General features: G+C 59.1%; 6 protein-coding genes and 1 pseudogene. 1 reads left to right on the top strand and 6 read right to left on the bottom strand.

Annotation, left to right across the window (positions count from 1 at the left end; translation table 11 throughout):
* Positions 1-539: 539 nt before the first annotated feature.
* Genes FJV80_RS29950 through FJV80_RS29930 form a run of 5 tightly spaced genes read right to left on the bottom strand, consistent with a single transcriptional unit; the run spans position 540 to position 6,135 of the window.
* Positions 540-1,541: an ABC transporter ATP-binding protein gene (locus tag FJV80_RS29950; protein ID WP_063169341.1), complete on the bottom strand. Its 1,002-nt coding sequence runs from the start codon at positions 1,539-1,541 to the stop codon at positions 540-542.
* Complete coding sequence (locus FJV80_RS29945; RefSeq protein ID WP_063169342.1) at positions 1,534-2,544, bottom strand: ABC transporter ATP-binding protein; 1,011 nt, start codon at positions 2,542-2,544, stop codon at positions 1,534-1,536. Before FJV80_RS29945 ends, FJV80_RS29950 begins: the two co-directional genes overlap by 8 nt.
* Complete coding sequence (locus tag FJV80_RS29940) at positions 2,541-3,473, bottom strand: ABC transporter permease (protein WP_063169343.1); 933 nt, start codon at positions 3,471-3,473, stop codon at positions 2,541-2,543. Before FJV80_RS29940 ends, FJV80_RS29945 begins: the two co-directional genes overlap by 4 nt.
* Positions 3,470-4,459: an ABC transporter permease gene (locus tag FJV80_RS29935; protein ID WP_063169344.1), complete on the bottom strand. Its 990-nt coding sequence runs from the start codon at positions 4,457-4,459 to the stop codon at positions 3,470-3,472. The genes FJV80_RS29940 and FJV80_RS29935 overlap by 4 nt, the downstream gene beginning before the upstream one ends.
* Positions 4,456-6,135: an ABC transporter substrate-binding protein gene (locus FJV80_RS29930; protein ID WP_063170379.1), complete on the bottom strand. Its 1,680-nt coding sequence runs from the start codon at positions 6,133-6,135 to the stop codon at positions 4,456-4,458. Before FJV80_RS29930 ends, FJV80_RS29935 begins: the two co-directional genes overlap by 4 nt.
* A 715-nt stretch (positions 6,136-6,850) precedes the next feature.
* Here FJV80_RS29930 and FJV80_RS29925 point away from each other — a divergent pair.
* Positions 6,851-7,921 (top strand): annotated as a pseudogene (locus tag FJV80_RS29925) (IS5 family transposase).
* Positions 7,922-8,169: 248 nt separating this feature from the next.
* Here FJV80_RS29925 and FJV80_RS34730 read toward each other — a convergent pair.
* Entirely contained in the window at positions 8,170-8,838 is a 669-nt protein-coding gene (locus FJV80_RS34730) for a hypothetical protein (RefSeq protein WP_176477193.1), read from the bottom strand.
* Between the last annotated feature and the right edge of the window lie 294 nt (positions 8,839-9,132).

The following is a 9,132-nucleotide window of genomic DNA, read 5'->3' as shown; positions in this document are numbered from 1 at the left end:
GCACCCATATGTGCCCACGCGTCCATTCGACCATGGCTGCTGCGAAATCCAGGACAGCGTGTCATAACCGTCGTCCCCTATATGTTCCCTAGCGTATACGCCGCCGGAATCGAAGACGCCACGACGCTCCTGCACAAGTACAGCGAACCCTTGTCCAGCAAACATTCTTGCCACTTTGTGGCGAGGCTCAACCGGACAGCGATAGGGCGTCTTACCGTATGGAGTTCGGATAAGGATTGACCCGAGTTCCCCAGTGTAACCAATAGGCCGATACAGGTCCGTGGCGAGCTCAACGCCGTCCCGCATTGGAACGCGCAAGCCGGTCTGCAAAACCACTTCGTATCGCGGCGTTGGCGGTTTAATCGGGCCTAGTTCATTACACACTTCAGAGTGCCTCCCAGACATTGAGACTGATTCAAGATGGAGTGGCCAATTTCGACGGGTCTCAGCATTCTATCTGCATGGTGGTGTTCCAGCCCACCTGCCTGTGCAATACCAGATGGAATACGCTCATTGGGGTGGCGCTGATTGCATGCCTTTCACTTAGCGAGCCAGCAGGCTGACAGGTGCTGTGGTCCAACTTCGATCGCCGGCGGCTCCTCAGCTTTGCAACGGTCGAAGGCAAGCGGGCAACGAGGATGGAAACGGCAGCCCTTCGGCACGCGCGCGGCACTTGGAACCTCGCCCTGCAGGGCCGGCAACTCGGCGCGACCTGCGTTGCCGCCAATCTGCGGTGTGGCGTTGCGCAAGGCGACGGTATACGGATGGCGAGGGTTGAATGTGATCTCGTCGGCGCTACCAATCTCGACCAATTTTCCAAGATACAAGACCGCAATCCGGTCGGCGATCAGCCAGGCAAGGGGCAAATCGTGGGTGATGAACAGCAGCGCCATGTTGTGCCTGTCGCGCAAGTCAACCAGGACCTGAAGAATCTGAGCGCGTATCGAGACATCGAGCATCGATACAGGTTCATCAGCAACGATGAGTTCCGGCCGGACGGCAAGCGCTCCTGCAATCACGACGCGCTGGCGCTGCCCGCCGGATAGCTCGTGCGGGAAGCGGGCGAAGAAATCGCCGGGAGGATTGAGCCCAGCGGCCGCAAGCGCTTCACTCACCCGGTCGGCGAGTTGAGTGGCGTTACCGACCAGCCGCAGGGACTGCAACGGCTCCGCCACGATGTCGAACACGGTGTGTCGCGGATTGAGGGCCTGATAAGCGTCCTGGAAGATCATTTGCACGCGACGCCGGTACGGACGTAGAGCCGAGAAGCCCTCTACCGACCTCATGTCGCGGCCTTCGAACAGCATTCTGCCGCCAGTCGGCTTGGCAAGCTTGGTGATGACGCGGCCCACAGTGGTCTTGCCGCTTCCCGATTCGCCGACCAGGGCGACGATCTCGCCCCGCCCGACGTTGAGGTCGATCCCGTCTACCGCGCGCATGGCGCCGACAGATCGGCCCAGGACACGGTCGAACAGACCGCCCTGGATAGGAAAATGAACTTGCAGGCTCTCGAGACGCAGGATGCCGGCAGTGTCAGGCATGAACAGCGACCTTGTCTTCTTGCGTCAAGGACCGGTGAAGGTGACAGGCGACACGTCCCCGCCCGAACTTATTGAGGCTGGGGACTTCGGTCGCGCACCCCCCCATGACCGACGGGCAACGCGGATGGAAAGCGCAGCCCGAGGGTCGATTCACCAAGTTGGGAGGATCACCCGGTATTGGCCGGATCATCTTTTTGCCGCTCGCTGGGTTCGGGATCGATTCGATCAGCTGTCGGGTGTAGGGATGTTTGGGCTGGGCGAAAATCTCGGCGACAGTGCCATCCTCGACGATGCGGCCCGCGTACATGATCATTACGCGATCACAACACTTAGCCACCACAGAAAGGTCGTGGGTGATCAAAATCAGGGCGAGGCTCAACTGCGATCGCAAGTCGCCTAGCAGGTTAAGGATCTGAGCCTGAGTGATGACGTCGAGCGCTGTGGTGGGCTCGTCACCAATGATAATCGAAGGTCGACACGCGAGCGCCATGGCAATCATCACCCTTTGTCGCATTCCGCCCGACAACTCGTGAGGGTAGGCGGAACCACGATCCGCCGGGATGCCGACCAGTTGAAGCAACTCACTTCCCCGCTTGGTCGCCTCGCCCCGCGACATGCCGAGCTTCAGCATGCATGGCTCGGCGATCTGCTTGATAATGCGGTGAACAGGATTAAGTGCGTTCATCGCGCCCTGGAAGACAACGGACGTTTCGCTCCAGCGATGTGGCCGCATCGCCGCATCATCGTCGATCGGCAGTCGGTTGCCACGATAGCGCACTTGGCCGCCGCTGACCCGCGCGTTGGGTGATAGTAGACCAGCGATCGCCATCGCGGTCGTGGTCTTGCCACTGCCCGATTCTCCGACGAGGCCCACGGCCTCTCCGGCTCGGAGCGCGAAGCTTACGCCGTCGATTGCTCGCAATGAAACGCCCTTGAGCCCATAATCGACAGAGAGCCGGTCTATTTCCAGAAGCGGTGTTTTGTCCTGGGAGGAGCTGGTCATGGGATCACCCTCCGCCGTGGATTGAACGTGTCGTCAAGGGCACTGCCAATCAGGACGAAGCTAAGCGAAACCGTGAGTACGCACAGTCCTGGGGCGCCGAGGTACCACCAGGCTCCAGCACTGGCCGCGCCGGCGCGCTGAGCGAGCGAAAGCAAAGTGCCCCATGAAGGCTGCAACGGGTCCCCGAGTCCAAGGAATGAGAGCGATGTCTCGACATAGATTGCGCTGGCGACCACCAGCGCACCATTGGCTGCGATTTGCGGCACGAGATTGGGGAGGATGTGCCGCACCATGATGCCGAAATTACTGCTACCCGCAACGCGCGCACGATCAATGAATGGTCGCTCCTTAAGCGACAGTGTCTGACTCCGGACGATACGTGCAACAAAGGACCAGCTTGTCATGCCTATAACGACAATGATCACGAAAAGAGAAGGACGGAAGCCCAGGATTTCTCCACCGCGCCCCATCACCTCGAGAACCACGGGTGTAATGACCAGCGCCAGCACGAAGGACGGCATGACAAAAAAGAAGTCTGTCAAGCGCATCAGCCAGACGTCGACCCTGCCACCATAGTAGCCAGCGGTCGTACCGATTGTAGTCCCAACGACGAGGCTGATCACAGTCGCGAGTAGCGCAATCGTAAGCGAGATCCGGGCACCATGGAGGACCAGATTGAGCACGTCCCGCCCGATTTCGTCCGTGCCGAGCAGATGCTCGCCTGATGGGGGTGCGAGGAAATCGCCAGTTGCATTGATCGCAGTCTGGAGCGGTCCCGCCAGAATATTGGGGACCGCTCCCACAACAAGAAAGAATACCAGACATACGAGGCCCACCTGAGCACCGCCATAGCTGAGAAATTGACGCAGAAAGCCTTTTATTGCGCGCGCCCGGCCTCGCGGGCAATATCGAACAATATTGTCGCTCATTGTCGGACCCTCGGATCTAGAAGGCTGTAGGCAAGATCGGCTACGAGGTTTGCGAGAACAATTGAAACGCCAAGCAACAGGAATATGCCTTGAAGGACTGGGTAGTCCCGTGCGTTGAGTGCTTCCACCGTCAGCCCGCCGATACCCGGCCAGGCGAAAACGGCTTCGACAGTGATGGCCCCGGCGACCACATAGCCAATATTGAGGGTGATCAAGGTCACGACCGGTAGCATTGCATTGCGAAATGCATGACGCATCAGCATTTGACCGTTGGTCAGCCCTTTCGCCCGTGCGGTTACCATGTAATCCTCGGTGAGTACGTCACTCATTGCGGCACGAGCGACGACGACGTACTGGCCGATTAGCCCAAGCGCCACCGCAGTGGCGGGAAGCGTGAGATGTTGCAGGTAGTCGAGGAACGAACCAAGAGAGCCCGTGATCAGGCCGGGCGAGTATGCACCATAGCCCGGGAGCCAACCCAATGCCGTGCTGAAGATTACCACCAGGATCATGCCGAGCCAGAAAGCCGGCGTAGAATAGAGCGCCAGAGAGGCTCCGGTTGCGATACGGTCGCCGGCTCCTCCCCGGCGCCAGCCTGCGTAGATCCCAAGCATCACCCCAATAACGATTGCCATTATCTGAGCAACCCCGACTAGGACTATGGTGTCCGGCAGGCGTTCCGCTATCAGGTCTGCGACATGCCTGCCCCTGAACTTGAAGCTGTAGCCGAAATCGCCGCGGAGTGTTGCCGACAGGTAGTCGACCGCCTGGTCCGGGAACAGCGGCCGGTCAAGGCCCCAACGTTGGTTCTGCGCCTCAATCTGCTCGGCGGTGACGCTGACGCGCGCCCCGCCAAGCAAAAGAGATGCAGGGTCACCTGGAATAACTCGGAATAGGATGAAGTTCAGGACTGCCACCATCAGGAGGGTTATAGAGGCCCTGACGATGATGCGCAGGATGTGACGGCTCCCTCCCCCTCCGTTCACGGCGCGGGCACCGGCTTCAAGCGATCGAATGGGAAGTAGCTGTCCATCGACATGATGCCTTGCTTTCCCCAACCCTCGAAGCAATCCCTCCGGTGGGCTTCGAGCAGGGTGGGGTAACATAGTACGATGTAAGGCGCTTCAGTATAAATTAGTCGCGCTGCCTGGTCGACCAGCTTTTGGTTTTTCTTGAGGTCAACGGTGACCTGCACCTCCGCGAACAGTTTGTCGAACTCCGCATTCGTCCAGTACGCCTTGTTCTTGATGCCGATGGAATTGCTGCTGCCGAAGATGAGCAGGTCTTTAGGTGTTGGGCCTTGCCAGGTATCGGAAATGAGCAGATCCCACCCTCCGCCGCCTTTCGCCGGAGCTGCGGCGCGGGCGCTCAGCGCACCGGAGTCGAGCCGAGTCACCGATACAGGGATACCGATTTGCTCCAACCAGCCAGCGATAAACTGCACTGCCGCGACCGGCATCTCTATATTTGCTGAAGGTCCAGACACCAGCTCTAGCTGGAAACTCTTCCCGTCCTTGTCCTCCCGAATGCCATCGCCGTTCGTGTCCCGGTACCCTGCGGCGTCAAGCCGGCGGTTGGCTTCGGCGAGATCGAAGTGGCGCCTGATGTCGTTCAGATCTGAATAGTAATCGGCCGCCACCGGCATTGCGAGTCCGACACCAGGGTCGGCGTGTCCGCGCATGGCTCGATCGACGATGGCCTTCTGATCGATCGCGTAGCCGAGCGCATCGCGAAACGCCGGATCCTGCAGAGCCTTGGTGCTACCTGCGCCATCTCCCGAAGCGGTGTTGAAGGCGAGATAGGTTTTCTGAGCTATGCGGGATTCACCGACTACAATGTCGGGATCCTTCGAGAGATCAGCCCACTGGGCGGACGTCAGGTAGTTGCCATAATCGAGTTCCCCGCTCTTAAGACCTTGCGCAATCGGATCGGCGGCATCGAAGGACCGCAGGATCACCCCCGCGATTTGGGGCTTCCCCGTACGGAAATAGGGGTTCGGCGTCAGGCGTGTAAACTGGCCCTGGTGAAACTCCGAAACGATCATAGGTCCCGTACCCACCAAAGGCGGATCGTTGCGGAAGGTTACGCGTGCGTCAGCATAGCTGATGTCCTTCCAAATGTGCTCGGGAACGATCATTATGATATTGTCTATTGGCCAGGTCGCGGGGAACTTGGTCACGATCTGCAAAGTCTCGTCGTCGAACGCTTTGATGGACTCGACGTTCTCAAGACCGCTGGTGCTGTTCCACCCGACGTTTAGCTCGTCGGGCTTGCCTATGGAATCGTGCAAATAACTATAAGTGAACGCCGCGTCCCTAGCGGTAGCAGGCTGGCCGTCCGACCACTTCATGCCGGGCCAGATCTTGAAGGTCCAAGTGAGGTTGTCGTCGGCGACGGACCAAGATTGGGCAAAGCCCTTTCGATCGTCGTATCGCTGGGCGTCTATGCAGACCAAGAAATCATAGCAAATAGCCAAGGGCCAAAAGGAGCCCCAAGTGGCGAAGGGGTTCATCGAATCAGGGCCTCCACCCAGTCCGCCGATTCGCAGGATGCGATCGTCGCACGACGAGGCGAACGCCCTCGAGTTAATCCCCCAAGGGGTCGCCGAAATCGCCAGCATTGCCTTCATAAGCGCACGACGATTATATGAGTATTGGCTCATTTTATCCTCCCTGTTTGCCGGCTTTATCATCACTTCATGTTCACACGACCACGATGATCTACGGCCTCAACCCGGAACATCTGGCTTCCTTTTGACGGAAGCTCCACAGTCCCCTCATTCCAGATAAGTAGCAGTGCCCAGGGGGGTGGTTCCTGCAAATTGGCCGCTGTGCCTGCATGAATCCGGCGTTTTTCTCGATTCTGGGCACAGCTAGCCAGAATTAAAGTCGATTGGCCGGTTCCAGCTCCTGGCGGCGCCCACGGACAATTCGCATATAGCAAACGAGGCAGTCATTCAGGTTCTGTTCGCGACCTCGGGTTGGAGGGTCCCGTCGAGCCGCAAACGCCTTTATCACGGATGTGTGATGTCGGAATGTCGATGCCGAAATTCCAGAGGATATCCTCTTCCGGCACACGACGGTCTAAGAGGCGTTCGACAAGCTGCGCGCCGCGCAACAACACGGAGCTTGAGCCGCCCGTTGAAAAACGATGTAAACGCTGATGGATCTCCAGCCTGATGCGTGGCCGCCAGCTCGTCGACCGTGAACTATCCGCAAGCCATTGATCTGGCCTTTTGATTGAGGCGGATAGCGTCTTTTGAATTGCAGGATTAGCGGTATTTGGACGCTGTTTTCCTGCAATTCGGTTTTGCGATTCCCTTGTGCTGCGGAGCGTGATTCACTCGGTTCGGCGGCGGCGAATCGAGGGGACGGCGAATGTCCAAGCCACGCGAGACGGGAGAGCAGGACCTGTTCCGCTCCAGGCTCGATCAGATCATCAACATGAAGCAGGCGATCGACCGGCCGGTGCTGGAGGAGCGTTTCGGCGCCGTCTATTCGGACGGCCCCGGCATGCCGCCGCTGCCGACCCGGCTGATGGCGGGGCTGGCGATCCTCAAGCACACCTTCAACCTGTCGGATGAGGTGCTGTGCGAGCGCTGGGTGGAGAACCCTTACTTCCAGTATCTCACCGGCGAGACGTTCTTTTGCCATACGCTGCCGTTCGACCTCTCGTCGATGACGCGCTGGCGCAGCCGCATGGGCGAGGAGCGGATCGTGGCGCTGTTGCAGGAGAGCCTCAGCCTTGCGGTCAAGACCGGGGCGATGAAGCCGGCCGACACGCGCCAGGTGATCGTCGACACAACCGTGCAGCCGAAGAACGTCATGTTCCCGACCGACGCCAAGCTCATCAACCGGGCGCGCGAACGGCTGGTGCGGCTGGCCAAGAGGGAAGGAGCTCCATTTGCGCCAGAGCTATCAGCTGGCGCTGATCAGCCACCAGCGCTATGCCCACGCCAAGCAGTTCAAGCGGGCCAACAAGGCGCTGCGCAGGCTCAAGACCTATCTCGGCCGGACCATTCGCGACATTTCTCGCCAGATCGCCGGCGATGCGGGGCTGGACGCGCTCTTCAAATGGCCGTTCTACCAGGCCGCCACCGTTCTCTAGCAACGCCAGCGCCAGCGCGGCCGCAAGATCTACAGCCTGCACGCGCACGAGGTGGAATGCATTGGCAAGGGCAAGGCGCATATGCCCTACGAGTTCGGTGTGAAGGTGTCGGTGGCCACCACGCTGAAGCGCTCCAAGGGCGGCCAGTTCGCCCTGCATGCAAAAGCGCTGCCCGGCAATCCCTATGACGGCCACACGCTGGCAAGCGTCATATCGGCCACATCAAGAACGAACACCGCATGGGCCGCAACTACCTCGCCGGCCAGCAGGGCGACGCCCTCAACGCCGTCCTGGCCGCCGCCGGATACAACTTCTCCCTCCTGCTCAGGTGGCTGAAGTGATTTTTGTGGCCCTTGATCGCCCTGCTTCAACTCCGGCCGAAGTCGGTCGCCGCTTAGCGTCTGGATCACGGTCGACCAGCACGAGTTCCAAAAATCCAACCTGCATCTCAGGCACCGCGTCCTGACCTCGGAAATCGAGGATCCAGTCTCGACAGAGTATTCGACAAGATGCGGACGTGTGTTACAATAACGAGCCGCAACTCATACCAGACATGAGCTCATATTTTGGGATAGTGGCCTCCAAGCGGTCAAGCCACGGACGCGAATGTCATCCGATAAAGGGTCGCGGCGTCATAGATGGGCAGTCCTGTCCTACGACGGATTGCTGACGTCACCATCGGGAACAATGTACATTCAAATAGGAGGGCGGCAATCCCCGGATGTGCGGCGCCAAGTCGCGCGACACAGGCTGCAACCTCCGACTCCATTTCAACAACACCAGCCGGCCACGCGTCACCTTCAATGCCGCCGATGACTACTCTTGCCTCTGCGGATGAATCTATGCCCAGCAGCTCTTTGCCGCAGTGTCTTGAGTCTGCGGCCACAACGGCGAGCTTTGCGTCAGCTGGAAGCTGCCGGAGTAGCGTGGGCGCCAGTAGCAGGCTCGACATGGCCACCGGGACTTCGACAGACGCGGCCACTGCAGCCTGGTACCGGATACTGAACCCGCAGTCCCCGGTTATCGCGACTGCTCCGCGCTCGACCAACCGCCTGGCAGCTGCAATGTAGGCCGGCTCGAGAGAAGCATCACCGGGAATGACCCTCTCCTCCAAAGCCCCGGCCGCGGTCTCTATTATAATTGGGAAGTCGAAAGTTGCCGGGTTGAAGACCGACTCCGGTTGCGGTGGCGGAAATTCACGAGGCGGAAGTCCGATCTCCAGCCCAATAATTCCGAGGGCCCTTTGTTGAGTTGTCACGGAAGCATCCTTCTTCTGGAAGCAGCTAAGATGGTGATTTCGGCAGCAAATGCCCATCACCTGCGCGATACAGGTTCTCTCTGAATGCACGAATTTAACAGCGTCGAAACGGCTGTTTCAGAGAAACATGCCTTTCCAGGCGCAGTAAGTCGGCATTGTTTTGGTGCATTCGCATGAAAGCCGTAAAAACTGGGAAACCGCAGAACGCTTGTGCGACCCTCCCCGGGCCTGTAGGATACCGGGTTTGCGTCCGCCGTCAGACAATCGTGTTAGGGCACTTTCCAGAGCCCAGAT

It is taken from the genome of Mesorhizobium sp. WSM4310 (genome assembly GCF_007003935.1).
Lineage (GTDB): Bacteria > Pseudomonadota > Alphaproteobacteria > Rhizobiales > Rhizobiaceae > Mesorhizobium.
The sequence above is the reverse complement of the archived record's forward strand: the minus strand, read 5'-3'. Positions and strand labels throughout refer to the sequence as shown.

What these genes read in the sequence shown, in the direction of transcription:
- FJV80_RS29940 (WP_063169343.1), bottom strand. Translation starts at nt 3,473, where the DNA reads ATGAGCGACAATATTGTTCGATATTGCCCGCGAGGCCGGGCGCGCGCA.
- FJV80_RS29930 (WP_063170379.1), bottom strand. Translation starts at nt 6,135, where the DNA reads ATGAGCCAATACTCATATAATCGTCGTGCGCTTATGAAGGCAATGCTG.
- FJV80_RS29950 (WP_063169341.1), bottom strand. Translation starts at nt 1,541, where the DNA reads ATGCCTGACACTGCCGGCATCCTGCGTCTCGAGAGCCTGCAAGTTCAT.
- FJV80_RS29945 (WP_063169342.1), bottom strand. Translation starts at nt 2,544, where the DNA reads ATGACCAGCTCCTCCCAGGACAAAACACCGCTTCTGGAAATAGACCGG.